Source organism: Pyxidicoccus caerfyrddinensis, from assembly GCF_010894405.1.
Lineage (GTDB): Bacteria > Myxococcota > Myxococcia > Myxococcales > Myxococcaceae > Myxococcus > Myxococcus caerfyrddinensis.
On the sequence record NZ_JAAIYA010000002.1, the window covers coordinates 596,870 to 620,463 of the forward strand.

15 protein-coding genes are annotated in these 23,594 nt (G+C 70.8%); 10 read left to right on the top strand and 5 right to left on the bottom strand.

Annotated elements, in window-relative coordinates:
• Positions 1 to 15: 15 nt before the first annotated feature.
• Both G4D86_RS05970 and G4D86_RS05975 read left to right on the top strand, forming a co-directional pair.
• Complete coding sequence (locus tag G4D86_RS05970) at positions 16 to 1,476, top strand: hybrid sensor histidine kinase/response regulator (protein WP_163990365.1); 1,461 nt, start codon at positions 16 to 18, stop codon at positions 1,474 to 1,476.
• Between the two features lie 66 nt (positions 1,477 to 1,542).
• Positions 1,543 to 2,136: a DUF2378 family protein gene (locus G4D86_RS05975; RefSeq protein WP_163990366.1), complete on the top strand. Its 594-nt coding sequence runs from the start codon at positions 1,543 to 1,545 to the stop codon at positions 2,134 to 2,136.
• A gap of 18 nt (positions 2,137 to 2,154) precedes the next feature.
• Here G4D86_RS05975 and G4D86_RS05980 read toward each other — a convergent pair whose 3' ends face one another.
• The 3 genes from G4D86_RS05980 to G4D86_RS05990 form a co-directional block, all read right to left on the bottom strand.
• Positions 2,155 to 3,702, bottom strand: a complete 1,548-nt coding sequence (locus G4D86_RS05980; protein WP_163990368.1) for an RAD55 family ATPase — start codon at positions 3,700 to 3,702, stop codon at positions 2,155 to 2,157.
• Entirely contained in the window at positions 3,699 to 4,592 is an 894-nt protein-coding gene (locus G4D86_RS05985; protein WP_163990371.1) for a hypothetical protein, read from the bottom strand. Before G4D86_RS05985 ends, G4D86_RS05980 begins: the two co-directional genes overlap by 4 nt.
• A gap of 1,063 nt (positions 4,593 to 5,655) precedes the next feature.
• Positions 5,656 to 7,140, bottom strand: a complete 1,485-nt coding sequence (locus G4D86_RS05990; RefSeq protein WP_163990373.1) for a PAS domain-containing protein — start codon at positions 7,138 to 7,140, stop codon at positions 5,656 to 5,658.
• A gap of 318 nt (positions 7,141 to 7,458) precedes the next feature.
• Here G4D86_RS05990 and G4D86_RS05995 point away from each other — a divergent pair, with 318 nt between their 5' ends.
• Together G4D86_RS05995 and G4D86_RS06000 are read left to right on the top strand one after the other, a co-directional pair.
• Positions 7,459 to 11,802, top strand: a complete 4,344-nt coding sequence (locus G4D86_RS05995) for a DEAD/DEAH box helicase (RefSeq protein WP_163990375.1) — start codon at positions 7,459 to 7,461, stop codon at positions 11,800 to 11,802.
• Between the two features lie 71 nt (positions 11,803 to 11,873).
• A complete protein-coding gene (locus tag G4D86_RS06000; RefSeq protein ID WP_163990377.1) occupies positions 11,874 to 14,465 on the top strand; it encodes a S8 family peptidase in 2,592 nt (863 codons plus the stop codon).
• 65 nt (positions 14,466 to 14,530) lie between these two features.
• On the opposite strand, the gene G4D86_RS06005 is transcribed toward G4D86_RS06000, so the two are convergent.
• Entirely contained in the window at positions 14,531 to 15,343 is an 813-nt protein-coding gene (locus G4D86_RS06005; protein ID WP_163990379.1) for a metallophosphoesterase family protein, read from the bottom strand.
• Positions 15,344 to 15,615: 272 nt separating this feature from the next.
• On the opposite strand from G4D86_RS06005, the gene G4D86_RS06010 reads away from it, so the two are divergent.
• The 4 genes from G4D86_RS06010 to G4D86_RS06025 are packed head-to-tail and all read left to right on the top strand — an operon-like array spanning position 15,616 to position 20,132.
• Positions 15,616 to 16,206: a biliverdin-producing heme oxygenase gene (locus G4D86_RS06010; RefSeq protein WP_240360067.1), complete on the top strand. Its 591-nt coding sequence runs from the start codon at positions 15,616 to 15,618 to the stop codon at positions 16,204 to 16,206.
• Positions 16,187 to 18,478 carry an ATP-binding protein gene (locus tag G4D86_RS06015; protein ID WP_163990380.1) on the top strand — a complete coding sequence of 764 codons (2,292 nt, stop codon included), beginning with the start codon at positions 16,187 to 16,189 and terminating at the stop codon, positions 18,476 to 18,478. The genes G4D86_RS06010 and G4D86_RS06015 overlap by 20 nt, the downstream gene beginning before the upstream one ends.
• A complete protein-coding gene (locus tag G4D86_RS06020) occupies positions 18,475 to 18,921 on the top strand; it encodes a response regulator (RefSeq protein WP_240360068.1) in 447 nt (148 codons plus the stop codon). Before G4D86_RS06015 ends, G4D86_RS06020 begins: the two co-directional genes overlap by 4 nt.
• Positions 18,918 to 20,132 (top strand): hybrid sensor histidine kinase/response regulator, encoded by a 1,215-nt coding sequence (locus G4D86_RS06025; RefSeq protein WP_163990381.1) that lies wholly within the window; start codon positions 18,918 to 18,920, stop codon positions 20,130 to 20,132. Before G4D86_RS06020 ends, G4D86_RS06025 begins: the two co-directional genes overlap by 4 nt.
• A 9-nt stretch (positions 20,133 to 20,141) precedes the next feature.
• Here the strand turns inward: G4D86_RS06025 and G4D86_RS06030 are convergent, their stop codons facing one another.
• Entirely contained in the window at positions 20,142 to 20,702 is a 561-nt protein-coding gene (locus G4D86_RS06030) for a DUF420 domain-containing protein (protein WP_163990382.1), read from the bottom strand.
• Between the two features lie 172 nt (positions 20,703 to 20,874).
• Between G4D86_RS06030 and G4D86_RS06035 the strand changes: the two genes are divergently transcribed.
• Together G4D86_RS06035 and G4D86_RS06040 are read left to right on the top strand one after the other, a co-directional pair.
• Positions 20,875 to 22,890, top strand: a complete 2,016-nt coding sequence (locus G4D86_RS06035) for a DUF1585 domain-containing protein (RefSeq protein ID WP_163990383.1) — start codon at positions 20,875 to 20,877, stop codon at positions 22,888 to 22,890.
• Complete coding sequence (locus G4D86_RS06040; protein WP_163990384.1) at positions 22,891 to 23,586, top strand: hypothetical protein; 696 nt, start codon at positions 22,891 to 22,893, stop codon at positions 23,584 to 23,586.
• The last annotated feature ends 8 nt before the right edge of the window (positions 23,587 to 23,594 follow it).

Here is a 23,594-nt window from a genome sequence, read left to right on the forward strand (position 1 = left end):
AGTCCCGGCCACCGAATGACTTCCACGCCCGCGGTCATCCTCAACGTCAACGACGACGTCGCCAGCCGGTACGTGACTTCACGCGTGCTGGGGCTGGCTGGCTTCCGCGTGATGGAGGCCGCCTCCGGCCGCGAGGCGCTGGCGCTGGCGGACGAGCACACGGACCTGGCCATCCTCGACGTGCGGCTGCCGGACATCAGCGGGCTGGAGGTGTGCAGGCTGCTGAAGACGGCGCCACGCACCCACAACGTGCTGGTGCTGCACCTGTCCGCGCAGGCCGTGGGGCCGGGCGACCGGGCGCTGGGCCTGGAGCACGGCGCGGACGGCTACCTCGTGGCGCCGGTGGACCCGGAGGAGCTGGTCGCCCAGGTCCACGCGCTGCTGCGGCTGCGCAAGGCGGAGCGCGAGGTCCGCGCGCTGTCCCAGGAGGTGGAGCACCAGCGCCGGCTGCTGGAGATGGCCATCTCCAGCGCCGCGGACCCCATCGTCCTCTATGACGGCGCCGGGCGCATGGTGTTCGCCAACCCGGCCCTCTACACGGCGCGCGGCAGTCACGCCGTGCACGCCCCGGGGCTGACACCGGCGGAGCTGCTCGCGAAGGACGCCTCGCTGGAGCCCTACCTCCGCCTCGTGGAGGACGCGCTGCGCACGGGGCAGGTGCAGCGGGGCTCCGTCTGCCTGTCCTCGGACAGGGGCCCGCGGTACTTCGACTTCGTCATCTCGCCCGCGGCGGGCCCGGACGGCCAGGTGCAGGCGGTGATGACCTCCCTGCGCGACGTCACCGAGCAGCGCAGCGCAGAGGAGTTCCGCGAGCAGTTCATCGGCATGCTCGGGCACGACCTGCGCAACCCGCTCAACGCCCTGTCCATGTCCGCGCAGCAGCTGCAGCGGCGCGGCGGGCTGGACGAGCGCCAGGCCAACCTCACCGGCCGCATCCTCACCAGCGCGGAGCGGATGGACCGGATGATCCGCCAGCTGCTGGACTTCGCCCGCGCGCGGCTGGGCGGCGGCATCCCCGTGACGCGCGCGCCGTGTGACGTGTTCGACGTGGTGCGCCGCAGCGTGGAAGAGCTGCGCGCCAGCCATCCCGGGCGCCTGGTTCAGCTCGAGGTGCTGGGGGATGGCCGGGGAGCCTGGGACGCGGACCGGCTGGAGCAGGCCCTGGGCAACCTGCTGGGCAACGCGCTGAAGTACAGCCCCCCGGACAGCCCGGTGACGGTACACGCCGAGGGCGGCCCGGAGGGCGCGGTGGTGCGCGTGCACAACCTGGGCGCGCCCATCCCCGCCGAGGAATTGCCGCACGTCTTCAGCGCCTGGCGCCGGGGCCGGAAGTCCCGGCCGGATGGCGGCTCCGCCGGGGGACTGGGGCTGGGGCTCTACATCACCTCGCAAATCGTCCGGGGCCATGGCGGCGACCTGGAGGTTGCCTCCAGCGCTCCGGGTGGCACGACCTTCACGGTGCGTCTGCCCCGATGATGACAAGCGGACGGATGCGGTGCGTTGAGCCTCGCCGTCGGATGGAGTTGTTGCCACCTTTCGGTCATGCCGTCCGAGAAGCTCATCTTCGCTCAGTCCGTGGAAGCCCTCTTCGTGCGAGCCCTGGGCCCGCACCTCACCCGTGAAGGCCGCCAGCGCCTGAAGGCGGTGGGCCTGGACCTGTCGGAGTCGCTGCGTCCGCACTACACCGTGGAGCAGTGGCGGGGCTTCCTCCGGGTGGCCGCGAAGGACATCTACCCCGCGTTGCCTCCGCACGAGGCGCTCTTCGAGCTGGGCGCGCGCTACCTCCAGGGCTTCCGGCAGACGTCCGTGGGCCGGGCCAGCATGGCGCTCGTCACCCACCTGGGCCCACGCCGCACGCTGGAGCGGGTGCCCTACAACGTCCGCGCCGGCAACAACTTCAACGAGGTGCGCGTGGAGGAGTCCACGCAGGACTCGGCCACGCTGTGGATGAAGGACGTGACGGCGGACAACCCGTACTTCGCCGCGGGCTTCCTCGCGGAGACGCTGCGGTGCGCGGGCGCGGGGCAGGTGAAGGTGGAGCCCATCGCCTTCGACGGCACCGCCGCCACCTTCCGCCTCACCTGGGCGAAGGGCGTGGCCCGCGCTCCCCTCACCCTGGCCAGCCCGCACGCCTGAGCCTCCGGGAGAGGCGCTTCAGCGAGGATTCTCCTCTTCGCCCTCCGCGAAGGGGTCCCATGCGTGTTGCAGCCCCGTGCGTACGTTGGTGAGGCGGGCCAGGGGCGTCGAAGGACCTGAGAGCCGTTGGGCTATCAGCTCGACCACGATGTCCGCGAAGTCCACGGCATACGGCTCGGGTTGGCTCGTCTCCATGATGCGAGTGCGAGAGAATGCGCTGGCGGTGCTTACGGCTCTACGGACTGACTCTGGTTGCTCCAGTTGCCGGAGTAGGGTCGTCTCGAAGAGCACGACAGGAATGCGGGCCTGCCGCATCAGGGCCGTGATGACCGCGATGGCTCGCCGGAGTCCCTCGGGGTCCCAGAAGCTGCGAAGCGAACGCAGGTCACCTACAAGGACTTTCTCGATAACGATTCCGTCGCGCCTGTGTCTGTCGATGCTATCGCGCACCATGGCGAGCAACCGGTGGCCGCTCAGGTAGGGATTGCCTGCGCTGATGGTCCACGTCCCCTCTTCGTAGTAGGTCTCCTCACTGTGCCTGTTCACCTGGTGCAGGAAGTCGATGAAGAGGGTGACACCGGGATAAGGCTTACCTTCGGAGGTCTCGCTGCCCAATCTCCCCGACACCTGATGGACGATGTGGGCCTCCGGCCCATGAACCGCGATGACGCATTCGCGGATGTGCGGCCAGTTCTGCTGGCCGTCGTCCCCCGCCACCGCCCAGCTTTGCGGCACCAGTTCTTCCTGAAGAGCATCCATCTGCAGGAGTGGCGCTGCCCAGGATGCCAGGTACGCGGTAGGGCGTGGGAAGAGGCGCAACCCCGAGCCAAAAAACTCGAAGCGATGGGGCCCTGCATCGGACGGACCGAAGCGGTTCTTGGTGACGGTCATCCGGCGCTCGAAGGGCGCGGATAAGGCGGGAGAGCGGTCCTCCTCCCCACTCGCCAGCTCCAGCACCACATCCGACGTGAAGCTCCAGGTCGAAGGCCGGGAGTCGATGGTCTCTTCCAGGAGCACGAGTATCAAGCCCAGCTCCGCGGCGAGCTTGGGGAGTGCATCGGCAAGCGGACGCGGCGCCGAACCGCCAAGCCCATATCCCTCCGAGAGCGAGTCGATGACCAGCACACGTGGGCGCCCACCGGCTCGTGAGACCTCATCCAGGAGCGCATGGATGGCGGGCCCGAGCCGTGTCTGCTCCTGCCCGGAAGCGCCCAGGTCCAACAGGCCCGCGAAGATGCGGCATCCCCTGCCTTCAGCCGACTCCTCCTTCTGGAAGGGAGGAATCAGGACCTTCGCGCGGGCACCGGAGGTCTGGAGATTGGCGTACTGGGCCTGGAGTTCGACGGGCAGCAGCTCCACACACCCGTAGGCAACGTCTCCCTTGAGCGCGAGCCCCAGCGCCACCGCGAGCTGCGTTCCGAATGCCGTCTTGCCGGAGCCAGGAGGGCCGCGGATGAGCAACGTCGCGCTGGCGTGCGCCTCCGGCAAGCGGCGGACGGCCCAGATGCCTCCGCCGAGCGCGAGGTCCAGCCCGGGAATGTCGACGGTGATGAGCTGGGAGTTCATCGTGCCTGGATGAGTCCGGCCATATGGCGGACCCTGTCTCGCGTGAGGGTCAGCGCTGCGTAGGGCTGGGGCGGGACGACGCCCTGGCCCACTGTCTCATCCGCACGTGCGGAGAGCCTTGTTTCGGCATCAAGGAACAGAAGTTGCTCCGCCATGCGCTTCTGCAGTTCCTCTGGCGCGGGAGTCGTTTCCAGCATGGCCTGCAACATGGCTTCGGCATGGGGTGAGCCCGCATGCTTCAGGCAGGCTGCGGCAAGGTAGAGGTCATCAGCCGAGAGTGCCGCGCGTGAGAGCCACCACGCCGCTTCTTCCAGCAGTTGCGGATTCCCCCCGAAGGACTGGAGCGCCGCGAGCCTCGCCTCCCGGAGGATGGACAGCCAGAGTGAATGGGCATCCGCATCGGGGCAGTACCACGCCACCAATCCCTCCAGTTGCGCGGTCATCTCCGGCGCAGGCGCGGGTCGGTCCTGGGCCAACCACTGGATGAACCGCGTCGGGCCGGACTCATCCGCGGGGGTGTGAGCCGCGAGCCTCGCCGCGGCGCGAAGCTCGGTCTGGCCGAGCAGCACCACCGTGTAGCCCAGTCGGGCCGGCCACGGGCCGAGCCGTGTACCGACTCCCGGAAGAGGACCCTCGGAACTGACGTGAAGCTGGCCGCGCTCGAGCTGGACCTTCACCGGCCGCTCCGAGCCCGGGGCTCCTTCCGGTGCGTCGCTGGAGGGAAGGAGCCGCACGAGCCAACCTTCCTCGTCCACCAGGATGGCCGCCCGCCGAGCAGGCGTGTCCGCCGCGTCCACCTCGCCATGGAAGCCGATGACCCGCACTCCCGGAATCTCGCCTCTGGGAGACAGTGTCACCTGCCGCAGCTTGTGGGGTGAGGGCTTGCTCATGGTCCTATCAACTCGCGAAGAACGCGGCCGGAGTCCGCGTAGAGAGTATCAGCGGAGGCGTCTTGCCCCCAGGGCAGTGCCTTGATGGCGATGGATGGCCGGGATGAGAACCGCAACCGGCTCACTTCCAGGAGCGCGGCACGGACCCGGTCCCGGGCCAGGTGCAGTGCCTGGATACGGACAAAAGGCACGGGTTGCTCGAAGCGGGCCTCCCACGTCCAGGCGCGCCGGTCTCCGCACTGCCCCTCGCCATGGGTGACGCGCCCGTGAGGGCCGTTGTGCTGGAGGAGCGTGGGAGGGCGCAACCGATCCGGAAGACCGGCCGTGTAGCGGTCCGCAGACGAGTCCAGGTAACGGTCCGGTGTGGTGTAGCAGTGGAGGAGCCACTTCTCGAACCTGGCGCGCCATCCCACGAGGGACAGCGAGTGCTTCTGCAGGAGCTGCCAGCGGACCCGGCGTGTCCGGCCGGCCCAGGGCTGGAGCTTCGGGTGGGGATCTTCGAGAGAGCCCGAGTCGAACGGCGCGACGGCCCCGGACTGCACGGTGTCGAGCGATGGCAGGAAGTAGATAACCGCGTCTCCAATGCTGTCGTTGCTGCGATAACAGCAGGGACCTGCGTACGCGAAGACGTGCCCCCAGCGCAGTTGCTCGAAGTCCCCCGCAGGTTGCGCCTCACCCAAAGCCTTTCGGCTGACGAGCCTCTGCCAGTGCAGGAAGGTGGGGAAGCGGGTCCGCGATGGGAAGTGGACGAACGGAATGGACTCCGCGATGCGCCGGGCGAGCCTGACGGCGTCCGGGGAGACTCCTCGACGCCGGGAAGTCGTCCGCCGCTTGGACGAAGGACGCTTCGCTTTCGAAGCAGGAGGACGGGTTGACCGGGTCGGACGTTTCTTGGCCACGGTCCGGACTCTACCCAGCCGGAAGCCGCAATGCTCAAGAATATGACGTGTCAGGTAGGGTCTCTATCTGGCGACGTGGCCGGCCCGGACGGACGGGCGCCTCACTCCGCTGTCACGAGCCCCAGCCGGGGAGGTGGCGCGCCACCCGGGCGCGCGCGTGAAGCTCAAGCGGCCTGGATGACGCCGTTGGCGCCGGGCTGCCGGTGGGTGATGTCCGCCAGCACGCCGAGCACGCGGCCAATGCGTCCGTCCTCCGCGCGCGAGCGGGCGCGCAGTGCCTGCCGCCGCACCTGTCCGTCCGTCATCATCACGCGGTAGTCCAGCACCACCTCGCCCGGGGCCTCGGCGCAGCGGGCCAGCCGCTCAGCCACGCCCAGTCTGTCTTCGGGGTGGACGCGAGACAGGAAGGTGCCCAGCGCCTCCTCCACGGGAAGCTCCGCCTGTCCGAAGAGGGAGGCCGCGTTGCGCTCCCAGTGCAGCGTGCCCTCCGGCAGCCGCAAGTCGAAGAGCGTCAGCGACGCGGCGGACAGCGCCTGGAGCATCCGCGCCTCGTTGCGCCGCAGCGCTTCCTCCATGGCCTTGCGGTCGGTGATGTCGCGGCTGATGCCGAACAGGCCGAACACCGTGCCCGTGTCGTCCTTGAGCACGCCCTTGGTGGACAGCCACACGCGTGACCTGGAGCCGCGCTGCGCTTCCTCGTAGGTGAAGGTGTGGCGGAAGGCCAGCACCTCGCGGTCATGCGAGGCGGTGGTGCGCGCCTCGTCCGGCCACAGCTCCGCGTCGGTGTGGCCCAGCACCTCGTCCACCGTCTTCCCCATCAGCCGCGCGCCGGCCGGGTTGATGCGCGTGTAGCGGCCCGCCAGGTCCTTCGTGAAGATGGCGTCCGTGCAGCCCTGGAGCACGGCGGTGAAGAGGGCGCTGGTGCGGCGCAGCGAGTCCTCGGTGCGCCGGCGCAGGGTGATGTCCGCCACGTACACCAGCAGCCCGCCCGGCGCGGGCACCGCCGTGACGCGGACGTGGAGCTGCGGCGTGGAGAGGCACTCCTCGAACTCCACCGTGCGCCCGGTGCTCATCGCGCGCTGCAGCTGGCGGCGCAGCGTGGACTCGGGCTCCTCCGCGTACGCGTCCCACAGCACGCGTCCCAGCAACTCGTCGCGGCTCTGGCCGAAGAGCTTCTCCGCGGCGCGGTTGGCGTGGCGCACCCGGAAGCTGCCGTCCAGCGCGAGGAAGGCGTCCGGCATGCACTCCACGTAGGCGCTCATCCGCTCCTCGAAGGACTCCGCGTCCATGACGAAGCGGGCCTCCTCGGTGATGTCCGCCAGCCACACGGCCAGGCGGCCGTCCTCCATGCGCACCGCGCGGGCCCGCACCTGTCGCGTCGCCTCGCCCTCGCCCCAGCCGAAGGCGTGCTCGGTGCGCTCGCCGGTGGCGAGGGTGGCCGTCCACGGTGCGAGCATGCCGCTCAGCGCGGGCCGGCTCGCGAGCAGCGGCGGGCCCACCAGGCCGGGGCCCAGCAGCGCCTCCGCGGCGGGGTTGGCGTAGTCACAGAGGAAGTCCTCGGGCGCCTCGGCGACGCCTCCGTGGGGACGGAGGGCGAGGAAGCCATCCGGGTTGAGCGCTTCGAGCGCGTAGCGACTGGGAGAGGCCATGGGGGTGGGAAAAGAGGTAGCACGCAAGGTGCAAGGACTCCCTCGTACCGCCGCGCCGCGTCGCCGCTCATGGAGAGTAGGTGACACCGCCGCTCGCGCACCCGTCCACGAGGAGACTCGCGTTCAGGGTTTGCTCAATGCATGTCGGAGGCCACTGCGCGGGAATGCGGCGAGTACGTAGCCCTGGAGTGCGGCAAGCACGTCTCCCAGGTGCGTGAAGCACTACGGCATGACGGTCAGCCCGTAGGGCCCCGGGACACTGGCGGCGCGTTGACGCCGGGCTGCACCTGTGTTCAGGCTGTTTCCAGAGAGGTGCGCATGGCCCCGCAGATCAGCCTCGACTTCGCCGCCGAGTGCGCGGCGCATCCCGCGCTGGCGTCGTTCCATCCCGTGGTACGCCGCTGGTTCGCCGAGCGGCTGGGCGAGCCCACCCGCCCCCAGGTGGAGGGCTGGCCGCTCATCCAGGCCGGCCAGGACGTGCTCATCGCCGCGCCCACGGGCAGCGGCAAGACGCTCACCGCCTTCCTCGCCGCGCTGGACTCCCTCTTCCGCCTCGCGCTGGAGGGCACGCTGCCGGACGCCACGCAGGTGCTCTACGTGTCGCCGCTCAAGGCGCTGGGCAACGACGTGCAGAAGAACCTCCTCCAGCCGCTGGAGGAGCTGCTCGCCCGCGCGCGTGGAGAGGGCTTCACGCCCCAGGACCTCCGCGTGCAGGTGAGGAGCGGGGACACCCCGGCCTCCGAGCGCGCGCAGATGGTGCGCCGCCCGCCGCACATCCTCATCACCACGCCGGAGTCGCTCTACCTCTACCTCACCGCCGAGCGCGCCCGCGCCACGCTGCGCAAGGTGCGCACCGTCATCGTGGACGAAATCCACGCCCTGGCGCGCGACAAGCGGGGCAGTCACTTCGCCCTCTCCATGGAGCGGCTCAAGGCGCTCACGGAGGTGCGCCCGCAGCTCATCGGTCTGTCCGCGACGCAGAAGCCGCTGGACGCCATCTCCGGCTTCCTCACCGGCGCCTCCCACCGCGAGTGCCGGCGCGTGGAGGTGGGCCACCTGCGCCCGTGGGACTTGACGCTGGAGATTCCGGACGCGGAGCTGTCCTCGCTCGCCACGCACGAGATGTGGGGCCAGGTCTATGACCGGCTGGTGGAGCTGACGGGGCAGCACCGCACCACGCTCATCTTCGTCAACACGCGGAAGATGGCGGAGCGCGTGGCGCATGACCTGGGCGAGCGGCTGGGTGAGGGCACCGTCGCGGCCCACCACGGCAGCATGTCGCGCGAAATCCGGCTGGCGGCGGAGGAGAAGCTGAAGGCCGGGCAGCTGCGCGCCATGGTGGCCACCGCGTCGCTGGAACTGGGCATCGACGTGGGCAACGTGGACCTGGTGGTGCAGCTGGGCAGCACGCGCGCCATCTCCGTGCTCCTCCAGCGCGTGGGACGCGCGGGCCACCACAAGGCCGCCATCTCCAAGGGCATCGTCTTCGCGATGACGCGCGACGAATTGATGGAGTGCGCCGCGCTCCTCAACGCCGTGCACGAGGGCGACCTGGACGCGGTGCGCATTCCGCAGAAGCCGCTGGACGTGCTGGCGCAGCAGATTGTCGCCGCATGCGCCTGCGAGGAGTGGGACGAGCGCGCTCTCTTCAGCCTCTTCCAGCGCGCGTACCCCTACCGCGACCTCACCTGGGAGGAGTACCAGGGCGTGCTGGAGGTGCTCTCGGAGGGCATCGCCGCCGCGCGGGGCCGGGCCGGCATCCACCTGCACAGGGACCGCGTCAACCAGCGCCTCAAGGGCCGGAGGGGCGTGCGGATTACGGCGCTCACCAACGGCGGCGCCATCCCGGACACCTTCACCTTCAGCGTCACCGCCGAGCCCGAGGGCAAGGTGGTGGGCACGCTGGACGAGGACTTCGCGGTGGAGTCCTCGCCCGGAGACATCTTCCTGCTGGGCAGCACCGCGTGGCGGATTCAGCGGGTCATGGGCAGCACGGTGGTGGTGGAGGACGCGCGAGGCGCGCCGCCCAACGTGCCCTTCTGGCGCGGCGAGGCGCCGGGCCGCACGGACGAGCTGTCCTCCCAGGTGGGCCGGCTGCGCAAGGAGTTGCTCGAGCGCGAGGACGCGCAGTCCTTCCTGGAGAAGCAGTTGCGCATGCCGCCGCCCGCGGTGGACGCGCTCATGGGCTACCTGCGGCTGGGCAAGAAGATGCTCGACGCGGTGCCCAGCCACACCACGATTGTGGCCGAGCGCTTCTTCGACGAAGCGGGCGGCATGCAGCTCATCATCCACGCGCCCTTCGGCAGTCGCATCAACCGCGCGTGGGGCCTGGCGCTGCGCAAGCGCTTCTGCCGCTCGTTCGACTTCGAGTTGCAGGCGGCGGCCACCGAGGACGGCATCCTCCTGTCGCTGGGTGAGCAGCACTCCTTCCCGCTGGCGGACATCTTCGACTTCCTCCACCCGGACCACGTGGAGGAGGTGCTGGTGCAGGCGGTGTTGCAGGCGCCGATTTTTGGCACGCGCTTCCGCTGGGTGGCCACGCGCGCGCTGGCGCTGCACCGGATGATGGGTGGCAAGCGCGTGGCGCCCAACCTCCAGCGCGCGCGCAGCGAGGATTTGCTCGCCGCCGTCTTCCCCGCGCAGGTGGGCTGCCAGGACAACCACGGGGGCGGCGACATCGAGCTGCCGGACCACCCGCTGGTGAAGCAGACGATGGACGACTGCCTGCGCGAGGCGATGGACATCGACGGCTTGCGCGAGGTGCTGCGGCGCATGCGCGACGGCAGCATCAAGCTGGAGGCGCGCGACGTGCCGGAGCCGAGCGTCTTCGCGCACGCGATGATTCACAGCCAGCCGTACACCTTCCTCGACGACGCACCGGCCGAGGAGCGCCGCGTGCGCAACGTGGCCCTGCGCCGCGCCATGCCCGCCGAGGACGCGGCGGCCTTCGGCGCGCTGGACGCCGCGGCCATCGCCACGGTGGTGGAGGACGCCGCGCCGCCCATGCGCGACGAGGACGAGCTGCACGACGCGCTGTTGCAACTGATTCTCGTCCACGCGCACGAGGTGCCGCGCGGGCTGGAGGTGCCCCTGTTCAAGCAGGGGCGGGTGGCGTGGCTGGAGCTGCCGGCGGGGCGCTTCCTCGTGTCGGCGGAGCGGGGCAACGCGGTGCGCGCGCTCTTCCCGGACGCAGTGACACAGCCGCCGCTGCCGGTGCTGGAGTACGACCGGCCCGTGGAGCGAGACGCCGCCATCTTCCAGGTGGTGCGCGGACGCATGGAGATGCTGGGGCCCACCACCGTCGCGGAGCTGGCCCGGCTCACCGTGCTCTCCGAGGACGAGGTGAATGTGGCCCTGCACGCACTGGAGGCCCAGGGCTCCGTGCTGCGCGGCCGCTTCCGCGCACTGGAGTCCCCGCTCGCTCCGGGCGAGACGCCGCCGCTGGAGTGGTGCGACAGGCGTCTGCTCCAGCGCATCCACCGGATGACGGTGGGACGGCTGCGGAAGGAAATCGAGCCGCTGAGCGCGCAGGACTTCATGCGCTTCCTCTTCCGGTGGCACCACCTGGAGGACGTGGACGCGCTGCGCGGCTCCACCGGCCTGCTCAAGGCGGTGCGCCTGCTGCAAGGGTATGAGGCACCGGCCTCCGCGTGGGAGCGCTTCCTCTTGCCCGCGCGCATGCGCGGGTACACGCCGGACATGCTGGAGCGGGCCTGCTACGCGGGCGAGGTGGCCTGGGGCCGGCTGACGATGAAGGACGCGAAGCCGCCGCCGGGCCCGCGCCGGGGCGCTCCGGTGGACCCCGAGCCCGCGCCGCCGCCGCGCTCTCGGGCCTCGCCCACGCGCAACGCGCCGCTGACCTTCACCCTGCGCGAGGACCTGGAGTGGATGCTCACCGCCGCGCGCCCGCATGCCGTGCTGGCCGACGGCGACGTGTGGACGCCGCCCGACTTGAGCGTGCCCGCGAAGGACGTGGTGTCGGTGCTGGAGCGCCGGGGCGCGTGCTTCTTCCAGGACCTGGTGTCGCGCGCGCGGCGGCTGCCCGCGGAAATCGAAGACGCGCTGTGGGAGCTGGTGGCGCGCGGGCTGGTGACGGCGGACGCCGTGCAGAACCTGCGCATCCTCCAGAGCCCGGCGCACCGCAAGCGGCAGAAGCTGTTGCAGCGCGGCGGCCCGGGGCGCTGGAGCCTGCTGGCCCCGGCCGAGCCGAAGCCCCAGGACGAGGTGATGGACCAGCTCGCGCGGCTGTTCCTCCAGCGCTACGGCATCGTCTGGAGGGACCTGGTGATGCGCGAGGCGCTGGCGCCCACGTGGCGCGAGCTGCTCTTCGTCTACCGGCGCATGGAGGCGCGCGGCGAGGTGCGCGGCGGCCGCTTCGTGGCGGGCTTCGTGGGTGAGCAGTTCGCATTGCCGGAGGCGGTGGACGCGGCGCGCGCGGTGCGCCGTCAGGCTCCGTCGGGCGTGCGGGTGCAGCTGTCCGGTGTGGACCCGCTCAACCTCACTGGCGTGGTGACGCCGGGTCCTCGCGTGCCCGCGATGCCGGGCAATGTCGTCACGTATGTGGACGGCGTGCCTCGCGGCGTTGACGAACTGGAAGACGAGGCCGAGGGCAACGTTGGGGAGGACACGGAGGGCGGAAGCGGCGAGGCCATGGCGAGCTGAGAAGCGGTTTTCGCTCGCACAGGCGATGTTAGGGTGCCCCCACTGACCGTGTTCCGAGGGGGTCTGTCCGTATGCGCCGCCTGCTGTTGCTGGGTCTCCTGTTGCTCACCGCCACCGCCTGCCCGGGCGAGGACGACGATGACGATGATGACGACCGTCCGGATGCAGGCAATCCGAACGCGACGGCCACCATCCAGGGTGAGCTGACGCCGTTCCGCAGCAATGACGAGTCCTCCGAGGGTGGCGTCTCCCGCGTCGTCCACTCGCCGCTGAGCAAGGCCGAGCTGACGAAGCTGAAGGCGAAGCTGCGCGGCATGCACCTGCGCAAGGACGGCCCGGTGGTGACGGACCCGGACCTGCCCATCGTTCCGCCGCCGACGGGGGCGCCGCCGCTGGCGCGCATTCCGCAGACGGACCCCACCATTCCCGGGGACGTCATCCTGCGCTTCGAGGAGGCGGGGCTGTCTCCCGAGCACGTGCTGGAGGCCGCGAAGCTCCCCGGCTACCGCGCGGTGCACAAGGGCTACGCCAGCGAGTACCTGCACCTGGTGGGCTTCGAGGCGGTGGACGGCCACGCGGTGACGGCGGACGAGACGCGCGGGCTGGTGGCGCAGCTCGCGAAGCTGCCGGGCGTTCGCTACTCGGACCGGAACATCCGCATGTACAAGCTGAAGGTTCCGAACGACAAGGGCTACAGCGTCCAGTGGCACTACCCCACCATCAACCTGCCGGCCGCGTGGGACATCGAGTCGGACGCGACGGGCGTCGTGGTGGCGGTCCTCGACACGGGCATCGTCCCGCACCCGGACCTGGATAACCGCAGGGTCCCCGGCTACGACATGATTCAGGACTCGGCCAACGCGGGCGATGCCAACGGCCGTGACGCCAACCCGCTGGACGAGGGCGGCGACGAGCCGAGCGGTGGCTCCTCGTGGCACGGCTCGCACGTGGCGGGCACCGTGGCCGCGCAGACCGACAACACCAGCGGCGTGGCGGGCGTGGCGTGGAATGCCCGCATCCTCCCGGTGCGCGTGCTGGGCAAGAAGGGCGGCACCAGCTTCGACATCGCCGCGGCGATGACGTGGGCCACGGGCGGCGACGTGACAGGCGTGCCGCCCAACGCCAACCCCGCGAAGGTGGTCAACCTGAGCCTGGGCGGCAGCGCACCGCCGCAGCAGGTCTACCAGGAGGCCATCAACGGCGGCGTCGGGCGCGGCTCCATCTTCGTCATCGCCGCGGGCAACGAGAATGTGGACGCCACCAACAGCACGCCGTGCAACCAGGAGAACATCATCTGCGTGGGCTCCACCGGCTTCTCGGGCCGGCGCAGCAGCTTCTCCAACTTCGGGGCGAGGGTGGATGTCATGGCCTCGGGCGGAGAGATGACCGAGGACCTCAACGGCGACGACTACCCGGACGGCGTGCTGTCCACCGCGCGGGACGAGAGCAACCAGCCCGCGTACATCTTCCTGCAAGGAACCAGCATGGCCGCGCCGCACGTGGCGGGCGTGGTGGCGCTGATGGCGGCGGCCGCGCAGAAGGCGGGCAATACCCTCACGCCCGCGCAGGCGGAGCTCACGCTGAAGGCCACGGCCACCGCCATTCCCGCATCGCAGTGCTCAGGTGGGTGTGGCTCGGGCCTCATCAACGCGCGCTCCGCGCTCGCCCGCGTCGCCGACCTGAAGCCGGGTGATTTTCCGCCGCAGCTCAGCGTCACCACCAGCTCGCTCTTCTTCCGGGGCAGCGGCGTACAGCAGCTCACGGTGAGCAACGTGGGCGGTAACCAGGGCGGGGATTTGTCGGTGACGGCCACCGTCACGGGGACGCAGGCCGGAGCGGTGACGTTCCCCGGCGGCGCGACGGTGCCGGTGCCGGCGTTCGGCTCGTCCACGCTGACCGTGGCGGTGAACACGGCGGGCCTGGCGGACGGGGACTACACGGTGACGCTGAACCTCACGGGCTCCACGCTGGGGGGCCCGGCGGGCTCGGCCACGGTGGCGGTGAAGATCAGCGTCGGTTCCACGCAGGACCTGGACGCCATCGTCGCCTTCGTCTGGCTGGACGCGTCGGGTGAGTGGCAGGCGGCGGAGGAGGCCATCACCTTCGCGCGCGCCGCGAACAACTACGCGTACTCCATCAAGCTGGTGCCACGTACGTACTACTCGCTGGCCACCATCGACGACGACCAGGACGGCGAAATCTTCGAGGAAGGAGAGCGCACCGGCTTCTGGCGCAACCTGGACTCCTTCGAGCCGCTGAAGCTGGAGGACGACGAGACGCTCAGCGACGTGAGCTACGACCTGGTGCCGCTGGCGCCTGTGGAGGACGACCCGGCGCTGAGCGTGGGCGACGCGTGCACGAGCAACGCCGCCTGCCCGGGTGGGGCCTGCCTGACGACCTACCCTGGCGGGTACTGCACGCGGGACTGCTCCAACACGGCGTGCCCGGCGGGCTCCAAGTGCTACACGGTGAACGCCTCGGGCACGAAGGCGTGTCTGGCCACGTGCACGCAGGAGGTGGGCACGGGGCAGGGTGACTGCCGCGCTGAGTACCGCTGCTACAGCGACGGGACGGGCGTGGGCGCGTGTCAGCCGAGCTGCCTCGCCGCGGGCCTGGGCTGTGCCTCGGGCCTGACGTGCAGGGCGGACGGCTTCTGCCGCTGAGACGTTGCTTCATGGGGCTCCCGGTCCTCAGGGGCCGGGGCCCACTTCTCGGGAGTGCAGGCAGCTCAGCTCGCGCGCTGGAGCAGCACCGCGCGGCTGTCCACGTTGAGCACCTGCGTGCCGCCGTGCAGCGTGGCGAGCGGCTCCTCCCAGTGCGCGTGGCCGCACACCACCAGCGGCCCCTCGCGTTGCTCCAGCACCTCGCGGATGGGAGCACTGCCGCGCACGCGCAAGCCAGGGACATCCGGCCCCGCGTGCAGCACGAGCAGGTCCGGCTCCGCTCGCAGCACCTCGCGCAGCAGGCGCAGGTGGTCCTCCTCCTCGCGCCGTCCTGGCTTGTCGGGCCGGCCGATGATGCCGCCCACTCCGCTCACGCGCAGGCCGTCCAGCTCCACCGTCTCCGCATCCAGCAGGTGTACGCCGGGCTGCTGTTTGAAGCGCGCCTCGTCGCGGGGACTCCCGAAGGAGTCGTGGTTGCCCGCGACTCCGGCCACCCAGCGGTAGTGCGCGGCGAAGGCGTTCCACACCTCGCGCACGTCGCCGGAGGCTCCGCGGATGGTGGCACTGTCGTCCGAGTACAGGTCACCCGCGAGCACCACGCCGGTGTGCGCCGGGAGCGGCAGTTCCCCCAGGTCGCCGAGCGACGCCAGCGTGTCGGCCAGTACTTCGCCCAGCAGTGCCACGGCGCCGTCATGCAGCGCGTGCGGCGCCACGCCTTGCAGGTCCGACAGCACCAGCAGGGCCTCCACGCCTTCGGGCAGCGTGTCCACCGTGCCGCGCAGCAGTGGGAAGTGGCGTATCTCGGCCCCGCCGCGCGGTGCCGCGGACTGATAGGGCCAGGTCTGTGACGGCACCGTGTCGAGTGTCAGGATTCGCATGCGCCCGAGGGTCGGATGGCCGCCTGCATTCCTGACGGGCGCACTCTGGGCTGACATTCGTGCCGTCAGTTGTGGGGAAGCGACTCAGACCCCTGGAGTGCCAACTTCCACCGCCACACGGTGAACCCGAGGCCCCCCGTCACGCAGCGTCCGTCCACCCACTGTCGTGAGGTGCATACAGGGGTAACAAGGTGGACATTCGGCGGAAGAACCCGGTTCCCACCGCGCGGCGTTGAAGCCATCTTCCGGGCACTTTGTCATTGCTGCTGCGATTGAAGACGGAGACGCGCCCGCACCACGAGCGCACCGAGGCCGCGGTCCGACTGATGGACCCGGGCCTCACGCCTGGCGATTACCGCCGCCACCTGGAAGCCCTGTACGGCTTCTATGTCCCGCTGGAGGCACAGCTCGCCGCCCGGCTGGAGGACGCCGTGCCCGCCCTGCGCCCGCACGAGCGCTGGAAGGTGCCGCTGCTGGAAGAGGACCTGCGCACGCTCGGCCATGACGACGACTCCCTGGCAAAACTTCCGCGCTGCGCCCTGCTGCCAGCACTGCCCGGCGTGCCGGAGGCGCTCGGCTGCTTCTACGTGCTGGAGGGCTCCACCCTGGGAGGCCAGCTCATCCTCCGTCACCTGAAGCGCCACTTCACGAACGTCCCCGTGGGCGACTTCGCCTTCTTCCAGGCCTACGGCGACGAGGTGGGCCCCATGTGGCGCGCCTTCGGCCAGTCCGTCACGGAGGCTGCCGCCCAGGCGTCGTCGAGCGACTTTGACGCACGAGTGGTGAAGGGCGCTCAGGACACCTTTGACGCCTTCGGGGCGTGGCTGCTGCGGGAGACGGCCCATGCCCCCTCCCGCGCCTGAGCTGGACCTCACCCACTGCGACCGGGAGCCCATCCACCTGCTCGGTGGAGTGCAGCCGCACGGCGTGCTGCTGGCCTTCCGGGAGCCCGACCTCTCCGTCGCGGTGGTGAGCGCCAACGTGGAGGCGCTGCTCGGCCTTTCACCCGCCGCGCTGCGGGGCCAGCCCGTCACGCGCGTGCTGGACGCGGACTCGCTGCGGCGCGTGCGGGCCGGCACCGCCGCCGGGCCCGTGCGCGTGACGGCGGGAGGCCGCGCCTGCTCCGCGCTGCTGCACGACAGTGACGGCTTCACGGTGCTGGAATTGGAGCCCCTCACGGCCGAGGACGCGAGGGCGGAGGAGGACGCGCTCGACGCCGTGCACCGGCTGGTGTCGCCCCTGGCGCTCGCGCGGGGCACGTCCTCGCTCCTCCAGTCCACCGCGGACGCGGTGCGCGCGCTCATCGGCTTCGACCGCGTCATGGTGTACCGCTTCCACTCCGACTGGCACGGCGAGGTGGTGGCCGAGAGCCGCGGCGAGGGCGTGGACAGCTTCATGGGGTTGCACTTCCCCGCGAGCGACATCCCCGTCCAGGCCCGCGCCCTCTACACGCGCAACCCGCTGCGCCTCATCGCGGACGTGGACGCGCGCCCGGTGCCGATGGTGCCGCCCATGCTGCCGGACACGCAGCGCCCGCTGGACTTGTCCGGCGCCGCCCTGCGCAGCGTGTCCGAGGTGCACCTGGAGTACCTGCGCAACATGGGCGTGCACGCGTCTTTCTCCGTGTCGCTGCTGAAGGACGGCGCGCTGTGGGGCCTCATCGCCTGCCATCACCTCTCGCCGCGCCTCGTGTCCGCCGCCCGGCGACAGGCGTGCGAGGTGCTCGCGCGACTGCTGGCCCTCCAGCTCGGCGCCGAGGAGCGTGGCGCGGAGGCCGCCTCGCGCGCCCGCCGCGCGGGCCTCCTGGGCCAGCTCGTCACCCGCCTGGGCGAGGGCCCGTCGCTGCCCGTCGCGCTGGAGGCGAACGGCGCGCTGCTGCTGGAGCTCACCGGCGCCACCGGCGCGGCGCTGCTGCTCGGCGACGTCCTCGAGTCGGGGCCGCACGCGGACAGGGACGCGGGCGAGGCGCCCCTCCTCTTCGGGAAGACGCCCGGCGAGGCCGAGGTGCGGGCCCTGGCCGCGTGGCTCGCGAAGGACTCCGGCATGGGCGCCACCTTCCACACCGAGCGGCTGGGGGCCCACTACGCGCCGCTGGCCGCGAGCGCGGACGTGGCCGCGGGCCTGCTCGCGGTGCGGCTGGACCCCGAGGCCCCGCGCTTCGTCCTCTGGTTCCGCCCGGAAGTGGCGCGCACCGTCACCTGGGCGGGCAACCCGCGCAAGCCCGCGGAGCCCGAGCCCGGCCATGCGCGACTGCACCCGCGCGGCTCCTTCGCCGCGTGGCGCGAGGAGGTGCGCGGCGCGAGCACTCCGTGGACGGCCGCGGACGTGGAGGCGGCGGAGTCCTTCCGCGGCGCGCTCGCGGGCGTGGTGCTGCGCTACGCGGCGGAGCTGTCCCGCCTGTCGCGCGCCCTGGCCCGCTCCAACGAGGAGCTGGAGTCCTTCAGCGGCACAGTGGGGCACGACCTCAAGGAGCCGTTGCGCGGCATCCAGCAGTACACCGCCTTCTTCCTGGAGGACCACGAGGCCACGCTGGACGCGGAGGGCCGCGAGCACCTCCAGGCGGTGGGGTGGCTCGCCCGCCGCGCCCAGGTGATGCTGGACGACCTCTTCGAGTTCAGCCGCCTCGGTCGCCTGGAGCTGGCCTGGGGCGACACGGACATGCAGGAGCTGGTGGACGAGGTGCTCATCACCCTCACCGCGCGCCTGCGGGAGGGGCGTGTGGAGGTGCGCCTGCCGCGCCGCCTGCCTGGCGTGGCCTGCGACGCCGTGCGCATCCGCCAGGTGTGGGCCAACCTCGTGTCCAACGCGGCCAAGTACCAGGCAGCCGAGCCGCACTGGGTAGAGCTGGGCTTCTTCGGGCCAGGGGAATCCATGCCCGGCCCGGCCGACCGCCCGGGTGCGCCCTACGTTTTCTATGTGAGAGACCCGGGCATCGGCATCGCACCGCAGTTCCACGAGGCCATCTTCGAGATGTTCCGGCGGCTGCACCCCGCGCAGGCGTATGGCGGGGGCTCCGGCGCGGGGCTCGCGATTGCGCGCCGCCTGGTGCGCCTGCACGGCGGCGAGCTGTGGGTGGACTCCGCGCCGGGGCAGGGCTCCACCTTCTACTTCACGCTGGGCCGGGGGGCGGAATGATGGACCGCAGGCCCCTCCTCCTCGTGGAGGACAGCGACGCGGACGCGGTGGCGCTCGAGCGCATCGCCCGGCGGCTCCCCCTGCCGCTGCCCCTGGTGCGCGTGCGGGACGGTGAGAGCGCGCTGGAGTTCCTCTACCAACGCGGTGACTACGCGGGGGCCGCGCGGCCGGCGCTGGTCCTGCTGGACCTGCACATGCCGGGCATGGGCGGCCGCGAGGTGCTGTCCCGCCTCAAGGCGGACCCGGTGCTGCGCTGCATTCCCGTCATCATCTTCTCCAGCTCGACGGAGAAGCAGGACGTGGAGGGCGCCTACGCGGACGGCGCCAACAGCTACCTCTTCAAGCCGGAGCCCGGCGAGCAGCTGGAAGCCGCCGCGCGTGCGCTCCAGGCCTTCTGGCTCGCCGCGGCGCGGCTGCCCGGCTCGGAGGGCTCACCGGCATGAACCTCCGCGTGCTGCTGGTGGATGACAGCCCCGCGGACCGGCTGGCCGTGCGCCGCGCCCTGGAGCGAGACGTGGACTCGGTCTGGGTGATGGAGTCCGTCACGTCCGCGGAGGAGGCCCTGGGGCGCATCGCCGCCGCGCCGCCGGACGTGATGCTGGTGGACTACCACCTGCCGGGCATGACGGGCCTGGGCCTGCTGCGCGAGCTGCACGCGCGCCACCCGGGCTCCGCCCCCGCGGTGGTGATGCTCACCGGCAGCGGCAGCGAGCGCGTCGCGGTGGACGCGATGAAGGCGGGCGCCCAGGACTACCTCATCAAGGATGCCTACAGCGCGGAGCGCCTGCGCCGCAGCCTCCGAGGCGCGGTGGACACGGTGCGCATGACGCGCGAGCTGGAGGACCGCCGCGTACGCGCCGAGCGCGCGGAGCGGGCCGCCCAGGAGGCGCTGGCCGTGCGCGACGAGCTGTTCGCCCTGGCCACGCACGACCTCAAGGGGCCGATTCAAATCATCGCCCTCAATGCCCAGGTGCTGCGTCGCCAGTTCCCCGAGGGCGCCCTCAAGCCCTCACAGGAGTCCCGATTGGAGCACATCGTCCGCGCCGCGTACCGCATGGGCGAGCTCATCGACCACTTCCTGGAGGCGACGCGCGGCCAGGAGCAGCCGCTGCGCCGCGAGCGCCTGGACCTGCGCGCGCTGGTGGGCACCAAGGTGCACGCGCTGGAGGCCTCCGCCAGGCACCGCTTCATCCTGCACGAGGAAGGCGAGGACCTCACCGGCCACTGGGACGCCCGCGCCCTGGAGCGCGTGCTGGAGAACCTGCTGGGCAACGCGGTGAAGTACAGCGCCCCCGGCACCACCGTCACGGTGATGCTGGCCGAGGAGCGGAGCAGCCCGTCGGACGGGGTGCGGCTGGAGGTGTCCGACGAGGGCATCGGCATTCCCGCCGAGGACCTGCCCCACGTCTTCGAGCGCTTCCGGCGTGGGCGCAACGTGTCCCGGGACGTCTCCGGCAGCGGCGTGGGGCTGGCCAGCGCGCGCCGCATGGTGGAGCTGCACGGGGGCACCATCCAGGTGGAGAGCCAGGAGGGCCGCGGCACCACCTTCACCGTGCGCCTGCCGCGCGGCGCGCCCGACAGCGCGGATCCGGCGCGAGCGCAGGGGACGGACTCCGAAGCCGGTGAGGCCTCCTCGTCCGCGAGCTCCCAGTGAGCGCGCGTCCTACGGCACCGCGGGCACGCTGCCGCGAAGCATGAAGAAGACGACGACGCCCGTTACCGACACGTACACCCAGATGGGCGCCAGCCACCGCGTCACCTTTCGGTGCCGGGTGAACTCCTTGCGCCACGCGAAGTAGAAGGACACCAGCGCCATGGGCACCACCGGCATGGACAGCAGCACGTGGCTCGCCAGGATGGCCAGGTACAGCCCGCGCCAGTCCCCCACGTAGCGCGTGTCGCCGTGCACGTAGTGGTAGGCCAGGTAGCACACCAGGAACAGTGACGACGCCACGAAGGCGGACACCATCAGGTACTGGTGCACCCGCTTCGCCCCGCGCTTCACCGCCACCCACCCGGCGATGAGCAGCGCCGCCGCCGTCGCGTTGAGGCCCGCGTTGACCGCCGGCAGGAAGCGCAGATCCACGCCCCCCGCGCCCCCGCGGCGCACCAGCAGCAGCCAGGCGAGGAACGACAGCGCGGCCACGGACACCACCGCCGTGAAGGCGAAGAAGTTCCTGTCACTGACGCGCGAGGAGAGGGCGGCGGGGGCGGCGTTCGACATGAATCCCCTATCTCTCGCGGCACCCACTCCGTTGCAACCGCCACCGCCTTGCAGAAACGACCTGCTCATACATGTCGCATGAGGAATTGTTGCACCGTCGTTTGATCTTCAACAGGGAAAGCCAGCATACTCGGAAGTGGTCACCCCCGACCCCCCCTCTCGGAGGTCCCTCTTGGACCGTGTGCGTTGCCTCGCCGCCCTGGCCGGCGCCGCCTTCCTTCTGGCCCTGCCGGCTTCTGCTGAAGAAGCGGTCTGCGCGCCAGTCGCGAAGGTGCCCCTGGAGCGGCACCTCCGTCAGCTGTCGCTGGACCTGCTCGGCCGCCCCCCCACCTACGACGAGTACAAGGCCGCCCAGACCAAGGGCTCCGTCGACGTGGAGGACATCCGCGCGATGATGGGCAAGGACGAGTTCTACGCCCGCATCCGCAACTACCACCGGGCGCTGCTCCGCTCGAACCTCTCCGGGAGCGTCTTCGACAACGGCAACTCGCGCCTGAGCGGCTCGGGCGCCGCCGACAGCATCCTCGTCTTCAGCAACAACAGCTCCGCCGGGCTGCGCGGCACCAACGGCGCCGGGTGTGACTCCGCGATTGAACAGGACGCCTGCCTCACCGCGACGCAGCCGGACGCGCACGCGGCGCCCCTGCGCGAGAAGGTGCTCAAGTGCCGGGACGACATGGGCGTGCCCATGCCCGTGTCCTTCGACTACGACACCAACTTCTACAAGTGCACCGCGCTGGCCACCGCGACGAACAACGCGGTGAGCACGTGCGCTGACCTGGCCGCCAACGCCACCTGGAAGAAGTACACGTACTTCTGTGACAGGCGCGGGGCCACCATGGACTCGTTCCTCTGCCTGCCGGACCCGGGCAAGAGCACCACCGCCGCGCTGACGGTGGAGGTGACGGACGCCAACGGACGCATCACCGCCTTCGAGCATCCGAACATCCCCTCCAAGCCCACGCTGACGGACCTCAAGCGCTGCACGTTGGATTTGGACCTGAAGGACAACGTGAAGGGCAACTACGCCCCACGCCGCGGCTGCATCCAGCGCGAGGGCTATGTGATGACCGCCAAGGCGCCGTACTGGGCCACGGCCACCACGCCCGCGTCCGTCAAGGTGTGTGCGATTGAAGCGCAGGACCGTGCGCAGAACCCGTGGACCATGGCCTCGTGCGAGGCGGCGCGCTTCACCAGCGACCGCAGCTGCGGCTGTGGTGACCGCCTGCGCCGCTGCGAGGTGAACGCGATTACGGCCCAGAACGTCCGCGCCGTGCACGACATGCGCGTGGCCGCCTTCAACGAGGAGCCGCTGCGCATCGCCGAGTCGGTGGTGAAGCGCGACGAGCCCTACTTCAACATCCTCACCACCCGCCGCTCCTTCGTGAACGGCACCCTGGCCGAGTACTACCGGCAGAAGCAGGGCGTGGGCGTCTTCAGCGTGACGTCCCCCGCGGATGCGCAGACCATCCCCGCCATCCCCTACGAGGAGAACGGCGCCTGGGTGGAGTACACGCGCGACGCGCAGCACGCGGGCGTCCTCACCACCCCCGCCTTCCTCTACCGCTTCCCCACCCAGCGCGCCCGCGTGAACGAGTTCTACGAGGCCTTCCTCTGCAAGACCTTCTCCCCGCCGGCGGACGCCTCGCTGCCGCCCCCCGAGGACTCCTGCAACCGGCAGAACAACCTCGCGGTGCGCTGCGGCTGCAACTACTGCCACGCCACCATTGAGCCCACCGGCGCGCACTGGGGCCGCTACGCCGAGCGCGGCGCCCAGTTCCTCACGGCGGACCAGTTCCCCCGCTTCGACCCCAAGTGCCGCGACTGCGCCCTCAACGGCGACACCAACTGCGGCGGCGAGTGCAGCCAGTACGTCATGCAGGCCTACGACGGCGACGGCGCCAACAGCCTGGGCATGCTCAAGACGTACCTGTACCGCACGGCCGACGAGGAGCAGAACATCGAGGCCGGCCCCCAGTTGCTCGTCCAGCGCATGCTGCAGACGGGCGACCTGGAGCGCTGCACGGTGAAGCGCATCTGGAACGAGTTCCTCGGCCGGCCGATGACCACCGAGGAGCAGCGCATGTACCTGACGCCGCTGTCGCAGGACTTCGCGAAGAGCGGCCACAAGCTCAAGTCGCTCATCGAGCGGGTGGTGACGACGGACGCCTACCGGAGGATTGATTAAATGCGCCGCCTTGTCCTGACCGCCGCGCTGCTCGCGCTGGCCTCCGGCTGCCAGAAGTCGGAGGAGAAGGCCACGCCTCCGCCCCTGGATGGCCAGCTCGAGCCCGTTCCCAATCCCCACACCAACGACAACTATGAGCCGCTGCCGGACCCCGAGGCCCAGGGCGGCAGCGTGGGCCGTGCCCCGCGCCGGCTCACCGTGTCCCAGTTGGACGCAGCCATCCTCAACGCGGTGGGCCGCCGCTGGGTGACGCCGGATGGCCGTGACGGCATCGACGTGCGCGCCTCGTCGCTGGGCCGCGCGGACTTCGCGCTCGTCTCCAGTGAGAACACCGAGCCCAACCTCGTCTTCGCCAAGTTCCTCGAGGACGGCGCGCGCTACGTCTGCCTGGAGCAGTCCAAGGCGGAAATCGCGCAGGCGGACCCCGCGCTGCGCACGCTCAGCCGCACGCTGCCCGGCAAGTGGGACGACCTGCGCAAGCTCACCGACGCGCAGGTGCGCGAGTTCCTCGTCTACAACTCCACGCGCTTCTGGGGTTCGCCGCTGACGGGTGACGAGCTGACGAAGTGGGTGGGCCTCTTCACCCAGGCGGCGACGCGGGTGGAGACGCTGGCGGGAACCACCAAGAAGCGGGACCAGGTGCTGGCGTTGGTGTGTATCGCCATGCTGACCGACCCGCGCTTCATCACCTACTGAGCTTGGGA

Excerpts from the sequence above, each read along its gene's own strand:
- G4D86_RS05970 (WP_163990365.1), top strand. The coding sequence starts at position 16 with ATGACTTCCACGCCCGCGGTCATCCTCAACGTCAACGACGACGTCGCC.
- G4D86_RS05975 (WP_163990366.1), top strand. The coding sequence starts at position 1,543 with ATGCCGTCCGAGAAGCTCATCTTCGCTCAGTCCGTGGAAGCCCTCTTC.
- G4D86_RS05980 (WP_163990368.1), bottom strand. The coding sequence starts at position 3,702 with ATGAACTCCCAGCTCATCACCGTCGACATTCCCGGGCTGGACCTCGCG.
- G4D86_RS05985 (WP_163990371.1), bottom strand. The coding sequence starts at position 4,592 with ATGAGCAAGCCCTCACCCCACAAGCTGCGGCAGGTGACACTGTCTCCC.
- G4D86_RS05990 (WP_163990373.1), bottom strand. The coding sequence starts at position 7,140 with ATGGCCTCTCCCAGTCGCTACGCGCTCGAAGCGCTCAACCCGGATGGC.
- G4D86_RS05995 (WP_163990375.1), top strand. The coding sequence starts at position 7,459 with ATGGCCCCGCAGATCAGCCTCGACTTCGCCGCCGAGTGCGCGGCGCAT.
- G4D86_RS06000 (WP_163990377.1), top strand. The coding sequence starts at position 11,874 with ATGCGCCGCCTGCTGTTGCTGGGTCTCCTGTTGCTCACCGCCACCGCC.
- G4D86_RS06005 (WP_163990379.1), bottom strand. The coding sequence starts at position 15,343 with ATGCGAATCCTGACACTCGACACGGTGCCGTCACAGACCTGGCCCTAT.
- G4D86_RS06015 (WP_163990380.1), top strand. The coding sequence starts at position 16,187 with ATGCCCCCTCCCGCGCCTGAGCTGGACCTCACCCACTGCGACCGGGAG.
- G4D86_RS06020 (WP_240360068.1), top strand. The coding sequence starts at position 18,475 with ATGATGGACCGCAGGCCCCTCCTCCTCGTGGAGGACAGCGACGCGGAC.
- G4D86_RS06025 (WP_163990381.1), top strand. The coding sequence starts at position 18,918 with ATGAACCTCCGCGTGCTGCTGGTGGATGACAGCCCCGCGGACCGGCTG.
- G4D86_RS06030 (WP_163990382.1), bottom strand. The coding sequence starts at position 20,702 with ATGTCGAACGCCGCCCCCGCCGCCCTCTCCTCGCGCGTCAGTGACAGG.
- G4D86_RS06040 (WP_163990384.1), top strand. The coding sequence starts at position 22,891 with ATGCGCCGCCTTGTCCTGACCGCCGCGCTGCTCGCGCTGGCCTCCGGC.